This window comes from Paenibacillus macerans, from assembly GCF_900454495.1.
Classification (GTDB): Bacteria; Bacillota; Bacilli; order Paenibacillales; family Paenibacillaceae; genus Fontibacillus; species Fontibacillus macerans.
The window spans coordinates 1856549-1881703 of sequence record NZ_UGSI01000001.1; the positions used below are offsets into that span (position 1 = coordinate 1856549).

Below are 25155 nucleotides of genomic sequence, written 5' to 3' on the forward strand. Positions count from 1 at the left end.
TGGAAAAAGCTGTGGGCCTCGCTTCATTATACAATATAAGGTGTCCTCTCAAAAGTTATCCTCGAACGACGCCTCCGCCACGGTAAACACGGCCCCGTCAAATTTGTAACGCAGCCGGATCGACACCGGGAATTCGGCCGGCGACACCTGGATCGGTACCGACGCGTACAGGGTGTTTCTTTCCACAGAATAGCGGACGATGTTGCCGAGTGCGGGCTGATCCAGCCAAAATCCGGCGTCCTCTTCCTGGTATTCGAACGTGCGCGTTTCGCCGGCCAGCGTAAACCGGTACGTTCGCTTCCCCTCTTCCGCCGTCATGTCCGCAGTTAGCTCGGTTTCGGCCACTAACACCGGATCCGCCGCGGATACATCCGTTAAATTGCTTCTCAGCAGCTTTAGCTCCGATTCGTGAACCCCGGTGCCGTATCCGGTCGTCAAGATCACGGCCAGCACCTGTTCTCCGTCCCCTGCCGGCAGCATCGCCGCTTGCGGATAATAGGATTCATTGCTGACATTACTCCAATCGTCGAACGTTTTTTCCGCAGCCCCATACCTGACATGAATCGGCTGGATCATCCCCTTATCCCTGTGCAAAATTCCCGTTATCTTCAGACCGAGCTCCGCATCCTCCTTCAACACAACGTTTTTCCCCTCGCCGGGACCTGTTGCGGCGCCTTCATCATCCCGCGTCCCGGTTTCGTCCGTGCTTACCAGTTCAATGCGCGAGATTTTTTGCGTATCGGCGCGAATGTATACGTCAATCGTCTCCTGAAATACCGTGGGAATTGAATCTCTTAACCCCAAACGGAGCGAGTACACGGTATGCGCATCCGCGGCACTGATCGAATCGATGTACACTTCATACACCCAAGGACTGGACACGTCATAGCGTTCCAGCGCTTGTTTGACCTCCGGATTTTCCCAAATGTCCGGCGTCGGGCCGCCCCAAACGCCAAGCTGCCGCTGCAAAAGCGCTTTGGCCAGCGTCACGAGCGTGCGGTCGCTGCCCTGCTTGACCGCGTTTTCCGCGGAATTCCACCAGTCGAAATCCCCACCTTGCCCAGGCTCAAAACCGGAGCGGAACGTCCCTCCTCCCTGGGTAACTGGACCCGGGCCATTGTCGGACGAGACGGCCGTAGGCTCCGCCCTGCTGCCGAACCAGATGCCGCCGCCCAGCACCAGGAGCAGCGCCGGAACGATCACCACGACCGCTTGAATCCATGCTTTCCGAGAGCGTTTCTGTAACGCCGATGGCAGCCGCCGCTCGACCCGCTCCATCATGTCGGGCCCAAAACGCCGCTGTTTAAAAGGCGGTCTGGCCAACCTTTGATCCCATTCCGGCTTCCATTCATGCATGATCGTTCACTCCTTTCCATGCGGCGGCAAGCTTCTTTTTGGCCCGGTGAATCCTCGACTTTACCGTACCCGGCGAAAGGCCCGTAATTGCGGATATTTCATCCATGGACAACTGGTGGTGCACGCTTAGCACCAGCGGGTCGCGAAACTTGCCGGGCAGTTTCAAAACTTGCCGCCACAATTCGTCCGCCGCTTCCCGCTCCAAATATTGCGATTCGGCGGATGGCGAAGACGGAGCGGACGCTGTCCCGCCCAGCCCTTCGTCCGGCGAACGTTCCCCAAGCAGCACCGCTTTGCGTAAAAATGCCCGTCTTTGATAGGATAAAGCGGTATTGCGCGCGATTTTCAGCAACCAAGTTTTGACGGAAGCCTCCCCGCGAAAAGAGGCATAATGTTGATACGCTTTAATAAACACATCCTGCGCGACATCGTCCGCCGTATGCGTATTCCTGGTGATGACGTAAGCGTAGTTCCAAACGTCTTCCCCGTACGATTCCATCAGCATCCGAAGGCCCGATACGCTCATCTCCGCAAGATGCTCTAGCTGCATCTCCCTCAAGCTGTTCTCCTCCCCTTTACCCATACAGACTCCTCTAGGGCGGTGGAAGTTCCCAAACTGGCACAAAAATTACGCTTTCGGCTTGGGCTCGGCCAATTGTTCCGGCAAAATCAAATTCCGCTCCAGGATCAGCAGCAATTGCTCCACCATTTCCTCCGGAGTGTAAGGCATTGACCGGACCATCCACCATTCCATCAGACCGGCAACCGCCACCGCCAGAAACTGGACGAGAATCTCCGGGCTGATCCCCGGGCCGATGCCGCAATTTTTGATGATCTCCCCGATCCCCTCCTCCATCATCGCTTTCATCCGGTTTCGGAATGCGGGAACCCCTTTGCTCGTCATGAGCGTGGCATAGATGGAGGCGTTGCGCTGCAAAAATTCAAACGTACGCAGCAGCAAAGCTTTTGCGGACACCTCGCTCGGCTCCCCATCGGGCAGGCAGGTTTCATACAATAGCTGCAAATACGTTTCGATGCATTGATCCAGCAGGGCGTATTTGTCCGTAAAATGCAAATAGACCGTCCCCCGGTTCACGTTGGCCCTGTCCGCGATTTCCTGAATCGTGATCTTTTCAAAGCTTTTTTCCCCCATCAGCATGACAAAAGCTTCCATAATGGCCTGCCTCGTTTTTGCGATTCGTCTGTCCATTGCTCTCTTTGCTCCTCTTATTAGACATTTCCGATAGCATTTGTTGAATACTCAACAGAATCAAAAATATTGCCGATTGCTGCGGTATTTCAACGGATGTTAAGGTAATTGTAATCAACAAACGTTATTTTTTCAACAAGTGTTCATTCATTTTGAAGGTGAGGAGCGAAACATGAGAGTACTGGTTTACGGAGCTGGCGTTTTAGGAAGCTATTTGGCCCATGTGCTTGTGCGCGGGGGCAATCAGGTTACCGTATTGGCTAGAGGGAAACGGGCGGAGGAACTGGAGCGCGATGGCCTCGTCATCCGCCATTACTTTCAGCGGAAAACGACGGTGGATCAGGTGCGCGCCATTCGTGCGCTGGAAGCGGCCGATATTTACGACCTCATTTTTGTCGTCATGAAATATTCGGATTTTCCCTCGGTCCTGCCGATTTTGGCCGCTAACCGGAGCAGCAACATCATCATCGTCGGCAATAACACGGACGCCCGCGACATGCAAAATTACCTGAAAGAGCACAGCAATACGCCCAAAAATATCGCCTTTGGATTTCAACTTAGCGCCGGAAGCAGAGAAAACGGGCAAACCGTCTGTATCCGCGGCGGCGGCGGACAGATGGTGCTTGGCGGATTGGATGGTCCTATCCCCTTTAAAGCCGACCTTGACCTGGCGTTTGCGAATGTGAAATACAAACTCATCTATCACGATAACATCGATGCTTGGCTAAAAAACCATATCGTCCCCATTCTGGCGCTCAATTACCCCGTAATCTTCCATGAGCGCCGGATGAAGAAGATCGCCGGGGACGGCAAGCTGCTGCGGCAGATCATCGCGGCCATGGACGAAGGCTTTCGCGTGCTGGAAGCCCAGGGTTATCCCCTGGTACCGGCCGGGCAAGCTTCATTTATCCGTAAACACCCCACGCTGATGCGCCTGCTTTTAAAAATATACCACCTGCTGCCGGCCAGCCGGCTGGTCGATGGTTCGGCCTACGAAATCGCCGCTTTAAGCAGCGTCTTCCGCGAGTGGAAAAACCGGTCCAACGTCTCCACCCCCAGCTGGGATATCCTCGAAGAGCAATTTCTCGCGAAAGGTCCTTTTTGAATTTAGCTATTTTCCATTGATAATTGCCATAAAGTTAGCTAAAATAAATGCATAAATTAGCTAATCCGAGGTGAGCTTTATGCGCGTTTCTTCCACCGATATGCAGAACAATTTCGGGAAGTATTTAAAGTTTGCGGAGGCGGGTGAGGAAATCATCGTGACGAAGAACGGCAAGGATGTGGCCAAATTGACGGCGTTTACCGGGGAGGATGACGACCCCTTCCTTAAGGAGGAAGCGGCCAGATACGAAAGCGGCGATTGGGTGACCTATGAGGAGTTCCTCGAGCTGACCGAGACATCGGAACAGCTCTTTGAGCTCATCGACGGCGCCGTGTACAACCTTGCCTCTCCTTCGTACAAGCACCAACACGCGGTGAATGAACTGCATGGTACGTTTTATCTTTGGTTTAAAGGAAAACCTTGTACACCGCTGACATCCCCTTTTGACATTACGCTGAAAAAGTCAAAAACGAATATTTGCGTCGTACAGCCGGATCTGGTCGTCATTTGCGGCAAAGATCAAATCAACCAACGCGGCAAATATATGGGCACGCCGGAACTGGCCGTCGAGGTGCTGTCTCCTTCCACGCGAAGCAAAGACTTGATCCGGAAGCTCGACTTATACCGGAAATGCGGCGTGAAGGAATACTGGATCGTCGATCCGATGAAGGAGCAAGTGACGGTGTTCACTCTGACTGACGGCGAAATCGCGGATGTAGCCTATTATTCGAAATCCGGCGACCCGTACGCGCTCTCGCAGCTTTACGAGGGCTTGCGCGTATCGATGCAGGATCTGTTCGCGTAGTCCCCGGCTCATGTCAACAAAAAAGCAGGCGCCCCTAGGCTCCTGCTTTTTTGTCCAGATATGTTTCCATCGTTTTCATGCCCTCTTTGCGTTTTTTGGCATATTCCGCCGTCGCGGTGAACAGCACATCGGAAGATGAATTCAGCGCCGTTTCGAAAGAGTCCTGCAATACGCCGATGATGAAGCCTACACCAACGACCTGCATCGCAATATCGTTCGAAATACCAAACAAGCTGCAGGCCAAAGGTACGAGGAGCAGCGAACCGCCGGCCACGCCGGAGGCGCCTGCGGCAGACATTGCCGACAGTACGCTGAGAATAAGCGCCGTGCCAAAATCCACTTGAATGCCCAACGTGTGAACAGCCGCGAGCGTTAAGACGGAGATCGTCACCGCCGCCCCCGCCATATTAATCGTCGCTCCCAATGGAATGGATACCGAATACGTGTTTTTATCCAGCCCTAGTTTTTCGCATAAGCGCATATTGACCGGAATGTTGGCCGCGGAACTTCTCGTGAAGAATGCCGTTATCCCGCTTTCCTTCAAGCAGCTAATCACGAGGGGGTACGGATTTCTGCGGATGTTCAGATACACGATCAGCGGATTCACCACAAGCGCCATAAACAACATGCATCCAATCAGTACGAGAAGCAGCTTCCCGTAATCGAGCAAGGACGAAATACCGTTTGCGGTGATAGTGTCAAACACAAGTCCCATGATCCCGAACGGCGCCAATTGAATGACCCATCTGACGATTTGCGATACGGCGTCCGAAAATTGGGTGAGCAGGTTTTTCGTAGGATCGCCGGCGCCTTTTAGCGCCACGCCAAGCAGGACCGCCCATGCCAGGATGCCAATATAGTTAGCGTTGATCAGGGCGTTGACCGGGTTGTCCACCACTTTGAACAGTAAGTCCTTTAGCACTTCGACAATGCTGCCGGGCGGAGTCAGGTCCCCGCTGCCCGTAGCAAGCGACAAGCTTACCGGAAAAATGAAACTTACCACAACCGCAATCAATCCTGCCAAAAAAGTGCTTATTCCATAAAGGACGAGGATCGATTTCATGTTCGTTTGGCTGCCCTTCTTATGGTTCGCAATGGCGGCCATGACCAAGAGCAAAACCAATACGGGAGCCACTGCCTTTAAGGCGGATACGAATAACGTGCCGAAAATAGCAATCCCCGCTGCCTTGGGAACGGACAGGGCCAATACAATCCCAACGATAATTCCCAGAAATATTCGTTTTACGAGACTCATTTGATTCCACTTAAGCACTATTGTTTTCATTTTCTCCTCCGGATACCAATGTGAAAAATATAGCCGAGCACTGCCGCGACGCTGTAGCGAGTCATAGCGTTAGTTTATCACGTAATTTGGCGGTTGTGTGCATGTGGAAATATCTGTTTTATTAATTTTCACAAAATAACCATTTATTGGAATGTGATATTTTAAAAATTCCTCCGTCAGCTCGATTACTTATCGGCCTAAGGCATCTTCTACCATGTAATTCGCCAAGTCGATATCGATATCCAATCCAAGAACCAGCTTGGCCAGTTGAAACCCGATATACGGACCCATCGTTAGTCCCGATGCTCCCAAGCCATTGGCCACGTAAATGCCTGTCCAACCGGGCAAAGCGCCGATCACGGGGAGAAAGCCTGGAGTGAACGGACGAAAACCGACCCTCGCCTCCACAAAGCCGCCTTCCGCGAGCCCGGGAGCATGCTGTAGCCCTTTATTCAAGACCTCCTGCAGACCGCCCGCCGTGACGCGCGTGTCGAAGCCTTGCGGATCGTTCTCATGGGTGGCCCCGATCACAATCCGTTGGCCGCCGAAGGCCAATATATACTGATCGCCGGGCGGCATAACGACGGGCCAATGCCCCGTGTCCGCATCCGGCAATGCCAAATGAACGATCTGCGCTTTCTGATAGGTCGCTTTAAAATCTACGCCTAACGGTTTCAGCAGCGGATTGGCCCATGCTCCTGCACAGACCAGAACCGCGTCGGATTCGATCGTTTGATCCTCAACTTGGACCCCGGTAGCGGTTGAACCGGCGAATCGGATCGCGGCGTCTCCGTTCAGCAGCGTGGCGCCAAATCCGATCGCGGCGCGCAGCAGCGCATCCCGCAGAGCGCGTCCGTCGACCCGGGCGGCCCCGCTAATATGCAGAGCGGCATAGTCGTCCGCCAGCGGAGGAAACAACCGCTTCACTTCACCGGGATTCAGCAGCGTGATTTCGCCGATTTCCGGGGCATCCTGCCGGCGTTTGACAGCCAGCTTTTCCAGTTGGACAAGCTTTTCAATCTCCTTATGTAAACGAAGCGCCCCCACCCGGGCATAACCGGTTTCGGTCTCCCCGCCCTGTTCCAGCTCTGCGATCAAAGAGGGGTAAAACCGCGCGCCCTCCTTGGCTAGCCGATACCAGGCTTGGTTGCGCCGCTGCGATATCCAGGGGCAAATGATTCCGGCAGCGGCAGCGGTCGCTTGTCCCGGGTCTTTCCGGTCGACAATGATCACTTCCGCTCCCCTTTTAGCCAATTGATAGGCCGTTGAAGCGCCTAAAATTCCCGCGCCGATGACAATAAACTTTTTCATGGTTCAGCATCCTTTTGTCTTAATTCATGTTGTATTTTTTCTTACGCTGGCTGACCGCAAACAAAACGAACGATAAAATCTGCAAAAGTAACATAGGAATCGCCAACCAGAGGAAAAAAAGCGATACGATCGGCGCCAAAAGCATCACAACGGCTTCCACGCTCCGAACGTAATTAAACGGAACCAGTCTTGAATGGCCTTCCATCAATAAAGAAATGATGGCGGCCACCAGCATCATACTAAATAGAAGTGAAACATAGGCGGCGGTCACGGCCATTCGGCTTAACGCGGTGTCCTGCACCAGGAACGCAGCCAAGTAAAAAAATGCAACCACGCCCACGGCAAACATGAAAATAATCGGCTTCAGCGGGATGAACAGTTTGGAGACCGTCTCGACTACATCCGTAGGCATCGTTAATGGAGACAGTTTTTCCTTGACTCTATCAAGACGATCGATCTCCTTTTGGACAATGGATAGCAGAGTGGTAAGGACAAAAGCATCTTCCTCCGTATAATAATCCCTTAGAATTTGGCGGGCCTCCCCTGTAAAACACGAGCTCGCTTCCCCTAACTTTATGTATAAATGCTGCTTGGCCTGCGAATCTTCCGGTTTGTTGATCGCCTGGGCGATCGCGGCTTCAACCCCGGCGTACAAGTCCATCCGCCTTTGAATCAGCGACAACTTAGCCCGATTGCTCTCTTCCATCATCCCCTTAAATTCTTTATAAAGCCACACAAGGGCCATAAATGCCACAACCAAAGCCAACGCCCAAACGGGAGAATGCTGTAAATAATCTATTAATTTGTCCAACACGAACCAAACACCTCATAATCAGAGTTCTTCTGTCACATTAGCCATTATACTATAATCTGGAAACCTGTCGAACTGAACTTTTTTGGTCGCGTAAAAAATAAAATAGAGCCTCTCAGAACTGAGTCGCCTTGGAACTATCATTTCGGCTATCTAACATTTACCGGAGATTTCCCCCGTCCATGCCCGTCATCTCCTCGGTATAGACGTCAAAGGCTAGCTTCGCGGAATCCGAAGACCAGGAAATATCGGGGATCAGGTCGCTATTGCCGCCAAAAGCTTGATGCCATACGTCCCGATGTTGTGGTTTATCACAGGGTACCTCCCGCGCTCCTGCCACAGGCGCTTTGCCTAAAGACCGGTTGAATTGAATCGGTCCGCTTCGGCTCGCCCTGTTGACTTAAGTATAGATAGAGAATATCTCCGAAAAATATCCGACTTGTAACGATCCTGTAAACTGCAAAAAAACAAGCCCAGGCTCTATTCCAAGTCTGGGCTTACGCCGGCGGTTATAGTCTCCGGCCGTTCCTAAGAATCATTTAGAATTTCTCTTACGTATGTATGTCCAAGCCGCTGGCTACGATGGAGAACTCGTTTAAACCTGTTTCCGGGGACTCCAACAGTAAACAGAGTTCAAACAAGCCGGTTTCCAGCAGATAAACTTCTTCGTACAGACACAAACTACGGACCGGGTCAGCATCGCAACAGAGCGATTTCACCTCCAAAAAAGTGAGACGCGTCTCCTTTTCCTTAAAGCATTCCTGGATTACGATCTCGACGCGGCGATCCGCAGATGAAGTCATCCTTATCAGCTTCGCATTATGAAATCTGATTTTTTCTTTCAATCCTCTAACCGGCATAGGGAGACTTGGCTTTATCGCCTCATAATAGGCTTTATAGTCCTTGCAGCGCCTTTCCCATTCTTCATCCCAACTTTGTTTCCACTCATCGATCAAACCGGCCAAATCCGGCGCGGCAAATCCTGTTCCGTTTCCGGATAAACGAGATAACCGCGTACCTGCATTTGCTCATACATTTCTTTGGTAAAGTATTTCAATGATAATCCTCCTTGCCAACTCCCTCTTCCCTAAAGGCAGGGGATTCTTGGGAGCAGCCAGCTAGCGCCAATTTGTATCCAAAGTTACACCCTCATATTATCACTGCTTGAGGATCGGGAAGTGGGGGGAGAGGAGGCAGATCAACACTCGTTGTCCGGAGACTTTGCACGATTATCCCGTTTGATCAGGTAGCAGAGAGCAAGACAGGAGATTCAGCAGGAACAAATCCAGCGCCTGCAACCACTTCACCAGGGGGAGATGCGTTCCTTCAAAAATCGTGCCGACCAAAGGCTATGTTTGATGCTTGCACTTTCCGCACTCGAACAAGGGGTTATGCCGGGAGTCAGACGGCTGCACCGGGTGTAAGCGCAGCAGGGGCAGACGAAGCCGTTTGGCCACTTCATCGCGATCAGCGCCTCCATGCAGTCCTGCTCGCTTTGGTAACGGCTGCTGAATGGCTGAAGTTCCGTTCCCGTCCCGTATTGACTTCCATATCCGCTCGCCCCCGAATCAAGAACACACGAACATAGGTTCTGTTTATTTTATTATACCAAACACGCGTTCCCTTATCAAACCGAAAATCTCACCTGCACTGCCTCATTTTTTCCCCCTCTCTTTTTCTTCTCTCTTTTTTGAAACCCTTGCTCTAGCCCCCACCCCCTGCTCCCTGAAAGAGAGGGATAATCGTGCAAAGGCAAGCAGTAGGCAGGAACACCAAAGACACGATCCCTTTAGACAGCCCCTCACCTGGCGTCGATTTCTGACACTGCTCGAAACGGCTACGGTGCAAAAGGTAGATATGAGTTTGCGAAAACTCGTGATCATTATATCCGTCCATTATGCCATATCCGCCATTCGTTCCCTGATACGATACGACCGCGGGAAGCCCGCGGCACAAATCACATCGATACCCCGATAAATGGTTCTTTGGGAAACTTAAAACTCTTCAGCCAGCATGGAGGCAGACAAAATTTCGTGATTCAGCAGCTTGTAGATAATCTATCATATCAAACCATCTCTGTGACTATAAACTTGGTAAAGGTATCATTCATGTCCCTACATAATGACGTATAAGAGGAACAACGGTAAAACAAACAGTGCGCACCAAAAGAAAATCGGTACGCACTGTACAGAGTTATTCAACCCAGCGGATCACGTCATCTGCTTCTCTTCTTGTCTTAGGACGCGGAGCTTTGACACGGTACCCGAACGCAGCCATCACGCTGATTCCGTACTGATCGTTTTCCAACATCCCTGCTTCGCGTAAAATGGCGTTCACGCTGTTTATATCGAAGCCTTCGATCGGACAAGAGTCAATGCCGATGAGAGCGGCGCTGGTCATCATGTTGGCGAGAGCAATATAGGTTTGCTTTGAAGCCCAATCAAACAGCGCGCGTTCCGACTCCATCAGCTTGAAATCCTCTTCCTGGAACGACCGGTAACGGCCCATCATGTTTTTGACATTGTCCGCCGGAATTTGTTTGACCCCGGTCATTTGCCGCCAGAAGTAATCGGAATCGTATCTTGCATCCTTGCGTGCTAAAATCAACACAAAATGGCTGGCGGTAAGCAGTTGACCTTGTGCCCCCCAGCTCACGGCACGCAGTTTCTCGCGCAAATCCGGATTCTGGACAACGACAAACTTCCAGGGCTCAAGTCCAACCGAGCTTGGAGAGAGCCGGGCCGTTTCCAGAATGAAATTAAAATCTTCAGCGGAAATTTTCTTTGTCGGATCAAACTCTTTGGTGGCATGTCTAAATTCGAAGGCTGCCAATATATCTTCTTTTTTTATGCTATGGTTCACTGAATCCAACTCCTTTAATATAAATTGGCAATAGTTTATTTATCCTCCAATTAATGGTTGTTCGATAACAAAAATATATCACCTTCACATTTGGTAGTCAATTGATTCGTGCGGGCTTTTTCAGGATAAATATGACTTTCTTAAATATTGGATGACGGAAAAGTTCCAAATGGCTATACGGGATAGACTGCTGGAAGAAACAAGATGCAATGCGGAAAATTTGCGAATCCTTATTCAAACCATATTCGATTTTCTTTTGCGGAGTTTGCAGCCGTTATTCGGGAACTTGAACTCGCTGAAACCTTCGCGTGGAAGGAACTATATGCCGCTCCCGTCACGTTACGTATAAGGAAGAGAGGGAAAGCCCGTGAAATGCAAAAGTACAGTTCATTTCCGGTCAAAAGTTACTTTTTTATCGTATAGCCCTAAATGAGATGTACTTTTGCACTTCAACCGCTCTAAAATGGTAACTTAGGGAAAATAGAATGCACTTTTGCAGTTGAATCCATCAAGCCGTCCTTCTTCCCATTGTCTTCCCATAAAAAACGAACATCTGCCAAAGCTCGTACGGCGTTCAGCACAACTCCCGGAGCTGATTCATAAAGCCGCTGGCCGCACCGAAAGTTGAGTTATAAATCCTTGCGGACAAAACGGCGCAACCCAATCCAAAAGAGCACGGCTGTATAAAATATCGTGTATATTAAAAAGGCTGTCGAAGGAACCTCGCCGATACCGAACGGTCCAGTATCGCCCACCGGTATAAGTCCGCTGATATCCTCAAAGCTGAACAGCACCGCCTGCATTTTCCGCTGCAGCGCGTCGGCCGGCATGATCAACTGCAGAACTCCCGCCACATTATTCAAGGTTTGCAATGGTTCAGGCTTCAGACCGATGGATCCGGCGATTTTACCGATCATGCCGCCAAGCCAGCCCGCCCCGTAGAGCATCGTCATCACCACACCGTTCGCAACGGAGGACAAGTAGCCGGAACCGAACATGGACACGGTTACGAGCAAAGGAACAACCGAGGCAAAAAGCAGGAAAGCCTGAACCAGTACGACCGGGTCACGTGGAATTGCGGCATGGATATCGGTGATCCACAAAATCTGGCTATATAAAATCAAGGCATAAAGCACGCCCAGAGAAACGTAACCGAGCCAGCGGCCTGTATACCATTTCCACCTAGGAATCGGCCGCGGCAGCATCGCCTGCATCACCCCCTGCTCGGCCTCGCCGGCAATCGCGGAAAATGAACTGAAAATAGCCAAAAAGGCGAGCACAAAGCCGGCGAAGAAAAAACCGAGCAACAGAATGAACATCCCGGTCGTAAATTGCTGGATTAGTTCTTCGTTATTATTCGCAACTGCGCTTACGTCACCTCCGATAGCTCCGGCAATAAACCAAAATCCGATCAGAAACACGGCTGTCATCAAAAATGTCAGCAGCAGGACACGTTTGCGCAGCAGCTCCTTCCAGGTCATCGCCCAAATTATTCTCATTCCTGTTCCCCCCTGTGATTGAGCCCGGCGACAGCTTCCATGAACCACTCCTCCAGCCGTTCACGGACTCTGGCGACTTCATACAGCGTCATTCCTTGACCGATCAGCAGCGTATTAATCCAGCCTGCCTGCTCCTCGTTCTCCAGCTCCGCTTCAAGCCATACGGTATCACCCGCACTTCCGGCGCCGGTCAGGCCGGCTTCGCCTTGTTCATCGGCAGCTGCCCGAAAGCTGAAACCTGTCGTTTCATGAAGCCAAGACAGCAAAAAAGGCGAAAATCCGCCGACTTTAAAACGCCAGCAGACTCGCTTCTGAAGTACTTCGGCTACCCGTCCATGACGGAGCACCTGCCCGTTATTCAAGAGCGCCATGCGGTCGCACAGCACTTCCACATCCTCCAGCAGATGGGAGTTCAAGAAAATCGTTTTTCCCTGCTGCTTCAGCTCTTCGAGGATCGCGCGGACATGCATTCTGCCGACGGGATCCATGGCCGACGACGGCTCGTCCAGGAAAACTACCGCCGGATCGTTCACGAGAGCGCAAGCCAGTCCAAGCCGCTGCTGCATGCCTTTGGAATAATGCTTAACCCGGTCCTTCCCCCGTTTGCCCACCCCCACCCTGTGCAGCGGCTCGGGGATTCTCCGGTTCGCCTCCTGATTGTCCAAGCCGCATAGCCGCGCGTGCAGCCGGACGACCTCTTCGCCGGTCAGCCATTCCTGATACCGGTACAGCTCGGGCAAATATCCGATTTGCCGCTTCGCCTCAAGCGTACCAATGGGCGCGCCCATGATGCTCGCCTCGCCGGCCGTCGGATGGATCAGTCCGACCAGCATTTTCACGAACGTGCTTTTCCCGGCACCGTTAGGACCGAGGAAGCCGAAGGCTTCCCCTTTTCCTACAGTGATGGTGACATTCCGGCAGCCGCGCCCATTGCTGTATTCCTTGGTCAACCCGTTAGCGTCGATGGCCGCCTCGGTCATGCCTCCACCAGCTCCTTCAATTTGTTCATGAAATCAGTTTCCGTTGCGTAGGCAGAGCCACCGTCAAAATGGAACAGCTGTCCGTCTTTAATCCAGATGGCCGTACGGTCTGCCGTACTGCTGTACTCGCGTTCTTCAACAAGCACCTTGGTGCCGCCAATCGTGTGTTCATCGGTTTTGGCGCTTTTATCAACGATATACGGCATTGGAATCGATCCGGAAAGGATGCTGCTCTGCTGCAGCTGGTTTTTCAGATCGGCTGGCAAAATCGGAAGCTGCAGAACCGCCTCTAGAGCTTCTTCCACATCAACGGACGGGTCCACCGTAATTTCCGGCGCCTGCATCTGTGCCAGGGACGCCCAGTGCTCCTGATCCGTATTCAAATCGTAAGTTACACTTTCATGAAGGGTTAAGGTGATCGCTTTTCCGTCAATCGATTCCGGCAGCAGCTTCGTTGCGCCCACACGCTGCATGGCCTGATTCACTTCTTCAACATTCATCTTCATTGTGATTTCGTTTGAAGGGCTGATGTAGACTTTCTCTTCGCCGCCTGTCAGATCAGAGGGCAAAAGCTGATACCCCAGCCGGGAAGCCGCCTGCTCACGGGTAAATTCCCCTTGAACGGTTCCTCCCTTGGTTGTAAACTGGCCGAATGTATTGTCCTTGCTGAGCGTTTCGCCCGGAGCCAGCTGATAAAACAGACTTTCAAGCGTATCGCCGTCAACCGTTGCGATCTCCTGCACGCGGAATTGGTTCAAAATCGCCGCTAGCGCGTTATTGCCCATAGGGGTGGCCAGAACGGCGCCGAAGATGACGGCTGCCGCTGCCGCCGCTATCCAATTGCGATTGCGGCTTGCCCGGCGGCGGGAGTTTTTTGCCGGAGCCGGAGCTTCAGTTGTCGGCTGAGATGCCTCATTGGAAGCTGCGGCTGAAACCGCCGGCCCCGGAAGAGCACCGGCTAACTGCAGACCGTTCTGCTTACCCTGCGTGCCCCATGTCTCCCATTTGTCGTTTACCGGCTCCGTTGCCAGTTTCGTTTGCAGCCGTTCCCAGGCTTCGTGTGTTCTTTTATCCTCTCCAGAATTATGCGGGTGGGTCGTCATATTTTTTCAATCCTTTCCGATGGTTAATCCTGCCGGGCCATGGCCTTGGTGGCCGTGGCCTGCAGCTTGCGTGTCGCTCGTTGCAGCAGACTGCCGATCAGCGGCGGCCTGACATTAAGCTCCTGCGCGATCTCCGCGTAGCTGTAGCCCGAATAGCGGAGAAGCAGCGCCTGGCGGTCCCGCTCGGGAAGGCTGTCCAGCCAGGCTCTTACTTCTTCCTGATCCATTTGGCGCATAAGCGCCTCTTCTCCGGATTCCGGAGCAGCCTCCCCCTCGTACATCATTTCCTGCTTGTTTTGCAGCTTTCTCTCTCTTGCTTTCTTCTCCAGGTAATCGTATCCGATTCTTGTCAGTACGCGGTGCAGCCATGCCCCCAAGGCTTCCGGGTTGTCCGGCGGGTTCCTGTACAGCCTGAGGAATACCTCCTGCGCCAAATCGTCGGCGGCGGCTTCATCACGTACGAGGGCGGTCAGTTTTCGGTGTACGGTTGGATAATGCGCAAAAAATATGTTACGGAATGCCGAGGATTCCGGAATACTCATTTTGTGTTTGCCTCCTTTCAGCTGCAGCTATTAGAAAGACGAACCCTTTTTTAATTTTGTAGCAGGATTCAGAAGAATTTTTTCGGGTTAATCATTTTTTAGATTATATAGCAGAGCTTTGTCCACTTGTACCGGTAAAATTGAGCCTGCCCAAATACATTACGGCCGCTGTCTCAAAAGTAGCTAATTTCATAGAAAAAGGGCGATCCCCGAGCCATTTTCTATGACTCTTATGAGACTACCCTGTTACCAATAAGGTTTTCAATTTTTGCTTACTGACTTTTCTTTACTTCGTTATTCTTCTCTATATAGGTCCAAGTATAATATGCAGCCCAAAATAAGAGAGGAGCGAGTAATGCCAGGGGCCTAAATTGTTGAGGTAAATAAATTATAAGGAGTAGTCCAGCTACAAAAAAAGGAGGAAGAAGAATCCAATATTTCTTATTGAACCTTTTTAGCATATTTTGAACTCCTATGATTTACTATTTCCTTTATTTTACCATACTTCTCATTTCGGGGAGCGTAATTTTCAATTTTTTGACGTCGGTGAGATAGGAGTATGCTTCTATACAGATTTGAATATGCTTAATCTGCATTATACAATTGATGAGGGTTTATCCTAAATATCTGTTAGGGTTTACTTTGAAACCGAACCGGCCAGCCTGCGTAACAAACTGGTAAAAGTTCTTTAAGGAGGATAAACGGTATGATTATGACCACAACATCAACGATTGAAGGTTATCCTGTAAGACAGTATCTAGGTATCGTAACCGGCGAAGTAATTATGGGCGCCAACGTGTTCAGAGATTTTCTCGCCTCGATTACGGACGTTGTCGGAGGTCGCTCGGGCGCTTACGAAGGCAAGCTGCAGGAAGCGAGAGAGACCGCACTCGAAGAAATGAGACAACAGGCTTCGCGTCTGGGAGCAACGGGCATTATTGGGATAGACATCGATTATGAAGTCGTCCGCGAAGGAATGCTTATGGTTTCCGTTAGCGGAACAGCAGTGCTTGTGTAACGATGGGGTTTAAACAGCCGGTCATGGTAAATGGCCGGCTTGTTTACGTTCTAAATATTTCGCAAGATGTTCCTGATCCTGATTTCTCTCCCGTATTAGCTTGAGAAATGGTTGCTCATCCAGCGGCTCAAGCTTAACATAAGGACAAAAAATGTCGCTATTTCGGCCATCCCCCCCATTTTGAGTGAAATAGTGGCAAAATGCTGTTATTTACTCGAATCACAAAGAAATGCCAAAGTTCTGAATCATTTATGGGAAAATAAGGACCAAAAATGCCGCTATTTTTATAGCAGGGGGATCTGCCAGCGGATTGCATCGAAAAAAACGAAAAGCAAACCGCGCCATACGACCTGCAGTTTGCTTTTAAGCAGTTTATATTAGCGTTATTTCATCGCCGCAACGATCTCTTCACTCGTCCGCACCTTGCCGAGCCGCGGGAAAATGTACTTGCACACGTATTCGTGCTCCTCCTGCGTCGATGCCGTCATGGCGTCTTCGGCAAAAATCTGCTGATAGCCGTGCTGGAACGCCTCTCTGGCCGTGGTGTCCACGCCGATCGAGGTGGAGATCCCGCACAGCACGATCGTGTCGATGCCCCGGCGGCGCAGCTGCAGATCCAGGTCCGTGCCGTAGAACGCGCCCCACTGCCGTTTGGTCACAAGGTGTGCGTTTTTCACGCCGGCCAGTTCGGGCACGATCCGTTCCCAGCCCTCGGGATATTGCACGGAGTTAAAACCCATATCCGTCTGCGGCTTCAACGCATCTTTGCCGTCCGTGAACGACAGCCTGACCAGCACGACAAAGCCGCCCTTCTCCGCAAACGCCTGCGCCAGCTTGCCGGCGTTTTGAATCACCTGCCCGCTCGTGTAAGGGGCGCTCTGACGCCCGGCGTGGGCAATGCCCTCCTGCAGATCGATCACCACCAGCGCCGTTTTCTCAACATGAACTTCCGTCACTTTTGCATCTGCCATACTAATTTCCACACTCTCCTGTCTTTTGCTTACTTCGGGACGCCCGTCATTTTGGGCCGGTCCATGGCCCGGTACACTTTAAAATATACCCAAACCGCGTTGATCAACAACAAAGCGCTCGTTGCGATGAATACGTATTCGGCGCCCAGCCAGGCCGCGATCTGTCCGCCCAACACCGAGCCAGCGAACACGCCCAGGTATCCGGCCGCCATACTGAACCCGAACACCCGGCCCGTTAGGGCATCCGGCGTGATTTTTTTGATCAGCGTATTAACCGATGGGCTCAGCCCCGCCGCCGCGACCCCCAGCAAAAACCGCAGCCCCGTCAGCTGCCAGGGGTTCGTGACGAAAGCTTGCGGGATGAACAGGATGCCGGCCGCAAGCAGTGCCGCCAGGATCACTTTGTGTGCCCCCACCCGGTCGGATAGCTTGCCGAGACGCGGCGCAGTCAAAACATTGGCCAGACCCGAAGCCGAAAAAGCGATCCCGGCCATCAGCGCCACATGGCTGGATGTTTGGGAAATCTGCTCAATGTACACCGTGATGATCGGCTCGACCGAATACAAAGCCACGCTTAAGATGAAAAAAGTGACGAACAAGGTTAGGGTCAAGCTTTTTTCGGGAATCCCGCTCCAAATTTCTTTCATTCCCGGAACCTTGCTCTCCGTCCGGACAAAATCCTCCTTGACAAAAAATAACGTCGTCAAAAAGGCGATCAACATCAGCGCGCCGATGAGAAAAAAGTCGTTTTGCATCCCGAAGTTTTCACCGATAAATCCGCCGATCGTCGGCCCCAACAGCGAACCCGCGATATTGGCCGTAGACAGCGTTCCCAAGGCAAACCCGGCGTGCTCCTTATCCGTCTGGGTGGCGATCAGCGTCGTACAGGCGGTGCTGTAACCCGTGATCACCCCCTGCAGCAGGCGAAGCCCGATCAGCACGTACACATTCGGCGCAAATCCCATGCAGCCAATCACGATCGCCATGCCCAGGCTGGCCCGCAGCAGCATCGGCTTGCGTCCGTATTTGTCGGCGGCCAGCCCCCAGATCGGCGAAAAAATCGCCGACACGATAAACGTAATCCCAAAAGCAAGCCCGGAGAATCGGGCGATTTCCCCGGCATCTCCGACGCCAAGCTGCTTGATGTACAGCGGCAAAACCGGCGCGAGCTGGCTCAAGCCAATCCCCGTCACGAACATGCCGAACCAGCACACAAGCAAATTTCTTTTCCAAATCGGCATAAAGCAAGCCTTCTTTCCGCTCGATAACCTGATGACCCGCACACGTGATCCCGTATACGTGAAATGAACAATATTGCAGGATTATTCTAACCAAAGAATTCGCATTTTTCCATGCACAATCTTATAATCCATGGACTATTTTGCCGTGATATTCCGAAGGGCTGATCCCCTCCATCCGCTTAAAAATCCGGCTGAAGTAGAATTCATCCGCAAACCCGAGCTCGCGGGCGACTTCCTTCACTTTTTTGTCCTCCTCGGCAAGCAGCTCCTTGGCTTTATCCACCTTGATTTTGTTGAAATACTCGATCACCGAATATCCCGTCGTGTTCTTGAACGCCCGCGAAAGGTAATACGTGGACAGATGAACCAGTTCGGCCAATTCCCCCAAAGTCACCCGCTGTCCGATATGCAGATGCATGTATTCGATCACTTTTTCAATTTTCAAGCTGACCGCGTGATTTTCGTTTTGCTTCTGCCGATATTGGGAAATTTCGAACAGCAGCTGGAGAAGATAGGCTTTCGAGATCAGCTCATACCCCGGCCGCTTCGAATCCCAGCTATCCACCAGCTTTTTGAAGGTATCCGCGATTTGATAGCCGTTTTTGAGCATCTGCGCATCCTGCAGCGACAGCGAATGGACTTCGTTCCCGACCGACCAGGCGCCGTCATCATAGCGGATGTTCGCATAGCTGAAATGCACGGTCAGGCAGCTTATCGGTTCACGGGCGTCAACCTCGATCGTATGTAAAACATCGGGACGGATGTAGCACAGCGTGCCTTCCTGCACCGTGTGACTTCTGTTGTCCACGATAAAACGGCCTTTTCCTCCGGTCACCAGAATCAGTTCGTGGTGCTGGAGCGTCCGGGTGATCAGGCTCCGCAGTTTCCGCGGATCGTTTGGGGACCGGCTGTTGCAGTAATGGATATAGGGAAAGACGTTTTTCAGATTCATGGCTCCTCCTTGAATTGCCGCTTCGTAATAAAACTCCCGCTCCATGAGCGGTGCACGGAGGCGGGAGTGTCTTGCATGGTATTTAACGGTACAGGTTAAGCTCGGCGATGGACCACCACCACTCCGGCGTATCTTGCGTCAGTTCGATGGTCACAAACCGGGCCGATTGTACCGGAAAGCTCTCCAAAATCTGCGGCGAACGCGATTCTTTTTCCAGAATCAGGTCCCAGGTCTCCCCGTCTTTGGATACGAGCAGCCGAAAGCCGCGGGCGTAGTCATTTTCGCTGCCGCCGGAATCCATGCTGATTTGGCTGAAGTCTTGCACGCTTCCCAAATCGAGCCGAATCCATTGGCCCGCCGTTTGCCCCGCGGAGGAAGTCCAGCGGCTGTTCTTGTCGCCGTCCAACATCGCCATGGCGTCTCCATATGTTGACGTCGTGACGGTCCAGCCCGAGCGGTCCTCCAGCGCGCCCAGATTCGGCAGAGGCGGCTTAGGCGCCGGCGAACCGAAGAGGGCCAGCTTTAACTCGGAGATCGACCACCAGCTGCCCGCCGGCGCCGTCAGGACGATTTTCACGTATCTGGCCTTCTGTTCTTTAAGCGAGACCGCCAGACTTTGCGAATTGCCCGTGCCGCTGGCGGCCGCCTCGTTCCAATCCTCGCCGTCGGCCGATACGTACACCTCGTACCCGTGCGCGTAGTCGCCCCAATTCATGCCGGAATTCATAAACAGTGTATCAAAGACCTGCTCTACGCCCAAATCGATTTGCAGCCAGTCGCCGGCCGCTTGGGTTTGTCCCGAAGACCAGCGTGTCGACAGGTCGCCGTCGATCATGCGGTCAGCCGGTTCGGAACTGGAGGATGCCGTAATCACCCAGCCTGCGCGGTCCAGGTATTGAACGCCCTTCGCGGGGTCCGGACCTTCCACAACCGTGTCCTCCAGCGGGTTGACGGCGACGAGCGCTTTGGGGTATACCATAGCGGAGCCCAATGCACCGTCTTCATTGAAGAAACGGACGGTTTTGGGCGTGTCCCCCGGATTCCAGATCTGCGCGGTGTAGACGCCGTCTTTTTCATAGACCGTTGCCGCCGGATCGTCCGCCCAAATATCCATCGTTCTTGTGCCCGTCGTTACCATGCTGTGAATGAACCAGTAGGCGTTAAAGACTTCGTTTTGCTGCATATTGCTGGTATCCCACTTGGCCAGCGCGCCTTCCGGATCGCTGATCGATTGGAACGGCCAGATGATATGCTCCCAGGTGCGTTCCGGCGTGCCGCCGAGGTCCGCGATCAGACCGGCGTACAAATCCGCCGTTTTCTGCGGATCGCGGCCGTAATAGGTCATCCATTCCGCCGGCGGAAGCCAGTGGATGCCGTAAATATGCTCCGGATCCCCGGAAAAATAAGTACCGTACAAATAGGCGCTGCCGTAGACATGCCCTACCGTCGCATGCTTATAGCCTTCCGCCCAATTGTCGCGGTCATAGTTGAACCAGTACTGCTCGGCGGCTTTTTCCTCGGTCGTAAAGCCCCAGATGCCCGCATCGCGGTAAGCGTCGTTGCCGGTTACCAAGCCCCACATATATTCGCCGACCCAGCTGAACAGCGCTTCCCCGGCCGCTTCCTGGTTGTTGCCGCTGCGGTTGTCGGCGTAGCCGCCGGCCCAGGAGTGACCTTCATAAGGATCGAAGTTGCGAAACCAAGGGAATAACTTGTCCGTTCTCGACGGGTTGGCGTAATCGCGGATCAAAAGCTCCACCATGTCCCCGTAATCCCGCAAAAATTCCTGGTCATACGCGGCGAGAACAGCGGAGGCAAAAATATAATACCCGTACGTAAAATGATGGTCGGTTAATCCGGTATTTACGCCGAATCCGCTGCCGTACGGGAACACGGTCCCCCATGTGTCGTCATAGTGGAAATAGGTCGAATGCGCCTTCTCGTCCGGCGAATACGTGTACCAGTCGGTCAAAATCGTCCGCAGCAAGGCCAGATAATGATCTTTGCGTTCAGTATCGCCGAGCTGGTCGCTGATCAAGACCGCCAGGGCGAGCGGGTGCAGTTTTTTCCCCTGCCAATAAGGTTCATCGACCATCGCTCCGTTCGCCACATCCGCGTCCAGTTGATCGAGATAGGCGGTTAATTGCGCGCGGGAATACGACGGGTCATTAGGCTCCACAAACTGCGGAATGATGCCGTAAAACCGGTCCTGCGTCGAAAACGTATTGCCTTCGCTGACTTTCAGCACACCGCGGATCGAAGGATACGTCAAATCGGTCAGCGGCGTGGCAGCGATCTTCCATTGATGCGGCAGCAGCGCCATCAGCGTCTCCGCAGAAAAGCCCGGCCGTTTCAGCTCGGTGATCGATTCGAAGCGGGTGGTTACGAGCGATTTTGCCTCATCATATTCGTATTCAACCCGCGTATCCGTAACGAAGGCGTACGCATGCCGGTAATAATCGCCCAGTTCCTCCGCAGACGGCAGCGCCGCCAAAGACAGATAGTTTTCGCCTTGTCCCAGCTTGATTTTGATCGTGTTTCCAAGCTTCATAAAGACCGTTCCCTCAGGAGCAAACACCCCGTAGTTGCGCACGAAGGTTTGCGGCACAGGCGCTCTGTCCTTATTGGTCACTTCGATGCCGATATGGTCGGCCGTCAGCATATCCCCGTCATTCAGCAGGATCGGCTGATTGTTGTCATCGTATAACCGGGTGATGACCGGCGATTGGAGGATCACGGCATCCGGGTTCTCGTAGGTATTGAAGAGGAACGGCGCCCCCTTCACAAACGTCGTGGTCATTTTGGCCGTCTCGTCATCGCTCATCACGACGCTCGCGGAAAAATCTCCATAGCCGGAAATTTTCGTGACCACGGCGGCCGGATTGATGTTGGCCGGAGACAGAATCAAATCCGGATCGCCGTCGGCGTCGATCGAGCCGCCGTCCGCTGAAGCATAACCGGCCCCAGGGTTTAAAATGTTCAGTCCCTGCTTGGTATACCGGTTTTTCAGCGGGAGCGTGATCAGGCTGTTGCCGCCGCCCAGGTTTTCGACCAGGATCGATTGCCACCAGTCGTTGGAGGGAATCGGCGCCTCGACGTCCGCGGTGCGGTATTTCGGATTTTTCGGCGCCAGCATCGTCACGTCGTTGATTTCGTAGCTGCCCGCTCCAACCTCCACCGAAGAGACCGCCGGGATGTCCGGAATGTCGTAGGTCGATTTCGGATCGCCTTCGCGGTAAGCGAATACGCCGAACTCGTACAGCGAGTATCCGTTCGTGGAACCGCGTCCGAGTCCCGCCATTTTGACGTAACGGGCCTTCGCATAGACCGGAATCGTCTCCGTTCCTCCCGATCCGGTCAGCTGCCGGTACACGGTGGTCCAGCTTTGGGCGTCATCCGACACCTGGATGTCGTAAGCTCTGCCGTAGGCGGCTTCCCACTTGAACGACACGCTGCCGATTTCGCTGGATTGGCCCAGGTCGACGTAAATCCATTCGTTGTTGGCGTATTTGGACGACCAGCGGGTATCGCCGTTGCCATCGGTGGCATTCTTGGCCAAATAGTTCCGCTCTTCCATCTTGGCTTTGTCTTCGGGCGATCTGCTAGGCTCGTCGATCTCCAGCGAAGACGCCGTAACCGGCTTGCCCAGCGCCAGGTTGACGGCCTCCGGTTTTGGCGGCGGATTGACGCCTCCGGTGCCGAATACGCTGAATTCCCAAATCGATACGCCGTAAGCCTTTTGGGCACGGTCAGTGCTGTAGACGCGGACATAGCGGCCCTGCTCCGCCAGTTTATCCACCTCGGTCAGCCCGCCTTCGCCTGCGGTTGTGGAATAGACCGGTTTCCAGTGGATTTCGTCATCCGATACCTGAAGTTCAAACGACGTGGCATAAGCATTTTCCCATCTTACGATAATCTTCGAGATGGAAGCACGCTTGCCTAAATCGACGTAAATCCATTGCGGGTCCTTTTGCCATACGCTCTCCCAACGGGTATTTTCGTTGCCGTCAACCGCCATATCCGGCGTATTGCCGCCCAGCGACGATGAACTATAGACCGGTCGGTTTAAAGAAAGTAAATAATCTCCCTCTGCGGCATAAGCCGCCGGCACGGAAAACATCGGAACGCTGCTGATCAGCAGCATGACGGTCAACGCGAAATGCACCCAGACCCTGCGAGTCTTGCGAGTCTTCCGCTTGCTCAGGAAAAATCTCCCCATATCCTCTCTCCTTCAATATTGGTCTATGGTGCTGATGTTGATGGAACCAATCAGATCTACGCTACTCGTCTTTTTTTGCGGCCTCCTCTCGCATCTCCAAAATATTTGGTTACACCCCATATTTTGGGATTTGGATAAATATACAAGTGTTTTATCGTCGCACGGTATAATGATATTAATAGAATATGTAAAAACTATCATAAAATAGGCAAAAAGAACTATTCGATTTCACTGATGATACGAACGCAAAAAAAAACAGGAGCGTCCCTAACAGCAATGGACGTTCCTGTTTTTTTCATATGACCCTGCAGGTCAGTATCTCTATTCGTTTGGAATCAACGGCTTTGCAACCCGCCCGTTATGAGGTGAAAATGACTAGAATCTAAGGAAGAAAGAAGGGGCGGGAACCTGGAAAATCCCACGAAATGCAAAAGTGCAGGCGGTTTTCGTCGAAATTCCTCGAAACGGGTGGTCCAAGGGTAAAAGTGCAGTTTTATTTCGGGTCAAAAGCTACTTTTATATCGGATAGCCCTAAATGAGATGTAATTTTGCATTTCAATCGCCCCAAAATGGTGATTTACTGGAAATAGAATGCACTTTTGCAGTTGATTCCATAGTATAGTTATCGAGCTTTGTCGCTGACTTGGATCAAATGGCATGGCCCGTTAACGAAGTTAACTTAAAAAAACGCCGATCTGCTTCAAAAAGATTTTCCTGGTTCAAACCGGTTGATGTTTGCAAAACTGAACCGGCCCACCCCGGCCACCGTGACCTCCACAGGATAAAACCGCGCCTTTTTACCGTTAGAAAAAAACCATTCCCGCTGATCCCGGACGACGATCAAAAGCCCCTGTTCGTCCCCTACCGGAGTGAATTCTTCGGAAGCCTCCCGCCAGTTGGGCAGTCCGGCCGCATTCAGCTCGCTTACCAACAGCAGGGTTTCCACGGCCACGATGCCGATCTCGCTAACGCTCATCACGTCGCGAGCCGTAAACGCATGATCAATCCCGCTCGGCAAATTATGCCTGGCGATAAGCTCCACGATGTTGCCGGCCGGGTCTTCAAAATAACCGGAATGGGCGTTCCAGGAGGTGAAAAACACCTCGTCATCGCCCTCCTCCTCAATCAAAAGCACTTGGGAAGCCGCCCAGGCTTTTACTTCGGTAAATTTATTCTCCGGTACATTTAATGCGAAATGATAAAACGGCTGGTCTCCTCCAGCCGCAACTTTGAAGGTGACCAAAGTCGCCCCGGCCCGGATCGTAAAGCTGTCTTCCTCCTGTTCCGCAAGCTCGAAACCGAACCGGTCGCCATAAAACGCTTGCGTCTCCCGGAGTTTTGACGGACTGACTTCAAAGACTACGCGCTCGAAAATCATGCTCCCAACTCCTTTCCCCGGTGCAACTTCAACCTATGCTTGGCCCGCCAGGCTTTATAAGCTTTCCAGATACTCTCTGATTTGCCCCGGAGTTTTGGCGAATTTGCTGTGCAGATGGGCGAGCTTTTCCCCGTTTTTGTAGACGAGCAGGCTCGGGATGCCCCGAACTTGATTCGCCTCGGCAATCGGCTGGAACTCTTCCGCGTCCATGGCATAAAACTCTTTGTCCGGATGCTCCGCGATAATATCGCCGATAAAGCGGTCCAGGTTTTTACAATCCGGGCACCATGTCGTATCGAATTTAATAACGGTAAATTGGTCTCTTTGAGTCAGTTGTTCGAATTGTTCGGCGGATTGTACTCTCTCCATGCGGATCCTCTCCTTTTAAGGCTATAATGATTAAAATTTTATATATGTGTTGTCTCTATTATATACGATTCGGCCGGAATCACCTAGTTTTTGAGAGCCGGGTATCCGCGAACCGTGTTACAATGAGTCAAAAAGGAA

21 protein-coding genes and 2 pseudogenes are annotated in these 25155 nt (G+C 52.3%); 3 read left to right on the forward strand and 20 right to left on the reverse strand.

All coding sequences use genetic code 11. The features are described 5' to 3' along the window. Window positions 1-48 precede the first annotated feature (48 nt). The 3 genes from DYE26_RS08495 to DYE26_RS08505 form a co-directional block, all read right to left on the reverse strand. Window positions 49-1356 carry a hypothetical protein gene (locus tag DYE26_RS08495; RefSeq protein ID WP_036623608.1) on the reverse strand — a complete coding sequence of 436 codons (1308 nt, stop codon included), beginning with the start codon at window positions 1354-1356 and terminating at the stop codon, window positions 49-51. After that, on the reverse strand, window positions 1349-1906 hold the full coding sequence (locus DYE26_RS08500) for an RNA polymerase sigma factor (RefSeq protein WP_036628284.1): 558 nt from the start codon (window positions 1904-1906) through the stop codon (window positions 1349-1351). Before DYE26_RS08500 ends, DYE26_RS08495 begins: the two co-directional genes overlap by 8 nt. 78 nt (window positions 1907-1984) lie before the next feature. After that, a complete protein-coding gene (locus tag DYE26_RS08505; protein ID WP_036623611.1) occupies window positions 1985-2566 on the reverse strand; it encodes a TetR/AcrR family transcriptional regulator in 582 nt (193 codons plus the stop codon). 172 nt (window positions 2567-2738) lie between these two features. On the opposite strand from DYE26_RS08505, the gene DYE26_RS08510 reads away from it, so the two are divergent. Continuing rightward, window positions 2739-3671, forward strand: coding sequence for a ketopantoate reductase family protein (locus DYE26_RS08510; protein ID WP_036623613.1), 933 nt, complete (start codon window positions 2739-2741; stop codon window positions 3669-3671). A gap of 79 nt (window positions 3672-3750) precedes the next feature. After that, window positions 3751-4476, forward strand: coding sequence for a type II toxin-antitoxin system prevent-host-death family antitoxin (locus DYE26_RS08515; RefSeq protein ID WP_036623615.1), 726 nt, complete (start codon window positions 3751-3753; stop codon window positions 4474-4476). Window positions 4477-4510: 34 nt separating this feature from the next. Here DYE26_RS08515 and sstT read toward each other — a convergent pair whose 3' ends face one another. The 11 genes and pseudogenes from sstT to DYE26_RS08575 all read right to left on the reverse strand — a co-directional run bounded on the left by sstT (window position 4511) and on the right by DYE26_RS08575 (window position 14869). Continuing rightward, complete coding sequence (sstT, locus tag DYE26_RS08520) at window positions 4511-5761, reverse strand: serine/threonine transporter SstT (protein WP_036623617.1); 1251 nt, start codon at window positions 5759-5761, stop codon at window positions 4511-4513. Between the two features lie 189 nt (window positions 5762-5950). Then, window positions 5951-7072 carry an NAD(P)/FAD-dependent oxidoreductase gene (locus DYE26_RS08525; RefSeq protein ID WP_036623619.1) on the reverse strand — a complete coding sequence of 374 codons (1122 nt, stop codon included), beginning with the start codon at window positions 7070-7072 and terminating at the stop codon, window positions 5951-5953. A gap of 19 nt (window positions 7073-7091) precedes the next feature. After that, the gene (locus tag DYE26_RS08530) at window positions 7092-7886 is read right to left on the reverse strand and encodes a hypothetical protein (protein WP_036623621.1); all 795 of its coding nucleotides are present in this window, start codon (window positions 7884-7886) and stop codon (window positions 7092-7094) included. A 548-nt stretch (window positions 7887-8434) separates the two neighbouring features. Next, window positions 8435-8839, reverse strand: coding sequence for a DUF4085 family protein (locus tag DYE26_RS08535; RefSeq protein WP_036623623.1), 405 nt, complete (start codon window positions 8837-8839; stop codon window positions 8435-8437). A 315-nt stretch (window positions 8840-9154) separates the two neighbouring features. Then, window positions 9155-9405: pseudogene (locus DYE26_RS34110) on the reverse strand (transposase); the annotation flags it as partial. 362 nt (window positions 9406-9767) lie between these two features. Beyond that, a pseudogene (locus DYE26_RS34115) lies at window positions 9768-9940 on the reverse strand (helix-turn-helix transcriptional regulator); the annotation flags it as partial. A gap of 136 nt (window positions 9941-10076) precedes the next feature. Continuing rightward, window positions 10077-10745 carry an NAD(P)H-dependent oxidoreductase gene (locus DYE26_RS08550; protein WP_036623626.1) on the reverse strand — a complete coding sequence of 223 codons (669 nt, stop codon included), beginning with the start codon at window positions 10743-10745 and terminating at the stop codon, window positions 10077-10079. A gap of 629 nt (window positions 10746-11374) precedes the next feature. After that, entirely contained in the window at window positions 11375-12244 is an 870-nt protein-coding gene (locus DYE26_RS08560; RefSeq protein WP_036623632.1) for an ABC transporter permease subunit, read from the reverse strand. Next, window positions 12241-13224: an ABC transporter ATP-binding protein gene (locus DYE26_RS08565; protein ID WP_036623635.1), complete on the reverse strand. Its 984-nt coding sequence runs from the start codon at window positions 13222-13224 to the stop codon at window positions 12241-12243. The genes DYE26_RS08560 and DYE26_RS08565 overlap by 4 nt, the downstream gene beginning before the upstream one ends. After that, a complete protein-coding gene (locus DYE26_RS08570) occupies window positions 13221-14327 on the reverse strand; it encodes a hypothetical protein (protein WP_051985492.1) in 1107 nt (368 codons plus the stop codon). The genes DYE26_RS08565 and DYE26_RS08570 overlap by 4 nt, the downstream gene beginning before the upstream one ends. 23 nt (window positions 14328-14350) lie before the next feature. Continuing rightward, on the reverse strand, window positions 14351-14869 hold the full coding sequence (locus DYE26_RS08575) for a sigma-70 family RNA polymerase sigma factor (protein ID WP_036623638.1): 519 nt from the start codon (window positions 14867-14869) through the stop codon (window positions 14351-14353). A 706-nt stretch (window positions 14870-15575) separates the two neighbouring features. Here DYE26_RS08575 and DYE26_RS08585 point away from each other — a divergent pair. Beyond that, window positions 15576-15887: a YbjQ family protein gene (locus DYE26_RS08585; RefSeq protein ID WP_036623643.1), complete on the forward strand. Its 312-nt coding sequence runs from the start codon at window positions 15576-15578 to the stop codon at window positions 15885-15887. 383 nt (window positions 15888-16270) lie between these two features. Here the strand turns inward: DYE26_RS08585 and DYE26_RS08590 are convergent, their stop codons facing one another. From DYE26_RS08590 to DYE26_RS08615, 6 genes are all read right to left on the reverse strand, one after another. Beyond that, a complete protein-coding gene (locus DYE26_RS08590) occupies window positions 16271-16858 on the reverse strand; it encodes a hydrolase (protein ID WP_036623645.1) in 588 nt (195 codons plus the stop codon). 29 nt (window positions 16859-16887) lie between these two features. Next, on the reverse strand, window positions 16888-18099 hold the full coding sequence (locus DYE26_RS08595; RefSeq protein ID WP_036623647.1) for a multidrug efflux MFS transporter: 1212 nt from the start codon (window positions 18097-18099) through the stop codon (window positions 16888-16890). Between the two features lie 121 nt (window positions 18100-18220). Beyond that, a complete protein-coding gene (locus DYE26_RS08600) occupies window positions 18221-19051 on the reverse strand; it encodes an AraC family transcriptional regulator (protein ID WP_036623649.1) in 831 nt (276 codons plus the stop codon). An 82-nt stretch (window positions 19052-19133) separates the two neighbouring features. Further along, window positions 19134-23270 (reverse strand): discoidin domain-containing protein, encoded by a 4137-nt coding sequence (locus DYE26_RS08605; RefSeq protein WP_063836312.1) that lies wholly within the window; start codon window positions 23268-23270, stop codon window positions 19134-19136. Window positions 23271-23970: 700 nt separating this feature from the next. After that, window positions 23971-24648: a VOC family protein gene (locus DYE26_RS08610; RefSeq protein WP_036623651.1), complete on the reverse strand. Its 678-nt coding sequence runs from the start codon at window positions 24646-24648 to the stop codon at window positions 23971-23973. Window positions 24649-24702: 54 nt separating this feature from the next. Continuing rightward, a complete protein-coding gene (locus DYE26_RS08615; protein WP_036623653.1) occupies window positions 24703-25017 on the reverse strand; it encodes a thioredoxin family protein in 315 nt (104 codons plus the stop codon). Window positions 25018-25155 lie beyond the last annotated feature (138 nt).

Bases quoted from the DNA above. Each gene is read 5' to 3' on its own strand.
- DYE26_RS08495 (WP_036623608.1), bottom strand. From the start codon at position 1,356: ATGCATGAATGGAAGCCGGAATGGGATCAAAGGTTGGCCAGACCGCCT.
- DYE26_RS08500 (WP_036628284.1), bottom strand. From the start codon at position 1,906: ATGCAGCTAGAGCATCTTGCGGAGATGAGCGTATCGGGCCTTCGGATG.
- DYE26_RS08505 (WP_036623611.1), bottom strand. From the start codon at position 2,566: ATGGACAGACGAATCGCAAAAACGAGGCAGGCCATTATGGAAGCTTTT.
- DYE26_RS08510 (WP_036623613.1), top strand. From the start codon at position 2,739: ATGAGAGTACTGGTTTACGGAGCTGGCGTTTTAGGAAGCTATTTGGCC.
- DYE26_RS08515 (WP_036623615.1), top strand. From the start codon at position 3,751: ATGCGCGTTTCTTCCACCGATATGCAGAACAATTTCGGGAAGTATTTA.
- sstT (WP_036623617.1), bottom strand. From the start codon at position 5,761: ATGAAAACAATAGTGCTTAAGTGGAATCAAATGAGTCTCGTAAAACGA.
- DYE26_RS08525 (WP_036623619.1), bottom strand. From the start codon at position 7,072: ATGAAAAAGTTTATTGTCATCGGCGCGGGAATTTTAGGCGCTTCAACG.
- DYE26_RS08560 (WP_036623632.1), bottom strand. From the start codon at position 12,244: ATGAGAATAATTTGGGCGATGACCTGGAAGGAGCTGCTGCGCAAACGT.
- DYE26_RS08565 (WP_036623635.1), bottom strand. From the start codon at position 13,224: ATGACCGAGGCGGCCATCGACGCTAACGGGTTGACCAAGGAATACAGC.
- DYE26_RS08570 (WP_051985492.1), bottom strand. From the start codon at position 14,327: ATGACGACCCACCCGCATAATTCTGGAGAGGATAAAAGAACACACGAA.
- DYE26_RS08575 (WP_036623638.1), bottom strand. From the start codon at position 14,869: ATGAGTATTCCGGAATCCTCGGCATTCCGTAACATATTTTTTGCGCAT.
- DYE26_RS08585 (WP_036623643.1), top strand. From the start codon at position 15,576: ATGATTATGACCACAACATCAACGATTGAAGGTTATCCTGTAAGACAG.
- DYE26_RS08590 (WP_036623645.1), bottom strand. From the start codon at position 16,858: ATGGCAGATGCAAAAGTGACGGAAGTTCATGTTGAGAAAACGGCGCTG.
- DYE26_RS08595 (WP_036623647.1), bottom strand. From the start codon at position 18,099: ATGCCGATTTGGAAAAGAAATTTGCTTGTGTGCTGGTTCGGCATGTTC.
- DYE26_RS08600 (WP_036623649.1), bottom strand. From the start codon at position 19,051: ATGAATCTGAAAAACGTCTTTCCCTATATCCATTACTGCAACAGCCGG.
- DYE26_RS08605 (WP_063836312.1), bottom strand. From the start codon at position 23,270: ATGGGGAGATTTTTCCTGAGCAAGCGGAAGACTCGCAAGACTCGCAGG.
- DYE26_RS08610 (WP_036623651.1), bottom strand. From the start codon at position 24,648: ATGATTTTCGAGCGCGTAGTCTTTGAAGTCAGTCCGTCAAAACTCCGG.
- DYE26_RS08615 (WP_036623653.1), bottom strand. From the start codon at position 25,017: ATGGAGAGAGTACAATCCGCCGAACAATTCGAACAACTGACTCAAAGA.